Here is a 242-nt window from a genome sequence, read left to right on the forward strand (position 1 = left end):
ACATCAATGCCCTCCTGCAGCAGTGCGCCAGCCACCGGCGTAATCATGCCCAAGGCAGCCAAGATCATTGCCGCGCCGGATAGAACCAGCCCGACGGCGATGCTCTGAAGTGCGATCATCCGCGTATGCTTGGCGATCACCAATGCTTCTGCCACCAGTTGCAGCCTGTCGGTCAAAACGACGACATCGGCCGCTTCGGATGAAACGGTTCCACCTCTAGCCGCCAAAGCTATGCCGACATC

1 pseudogene is annotated in these 242 nt (G+C 59.1%); it reads right to left on the reverse strand.

The window, feature by feature from the left end:
- Positions 1-242 (reverse strand): annotated as a pseudogene (locus DC522_RS33955) (heavy metal translocating P-type ATPase); the annotation flags it as partial.

Origin of the sequence: Microvirga sp. KLBC 81 (assembly GCF_003075415.1) — a bacterium.
Taxonomy (GTDB): domain Bacteria; phylum Pseudomonadota; class Alphaproteobacteria; order Rhizobiales; family Beijerinckiaceae; genus Microvirga.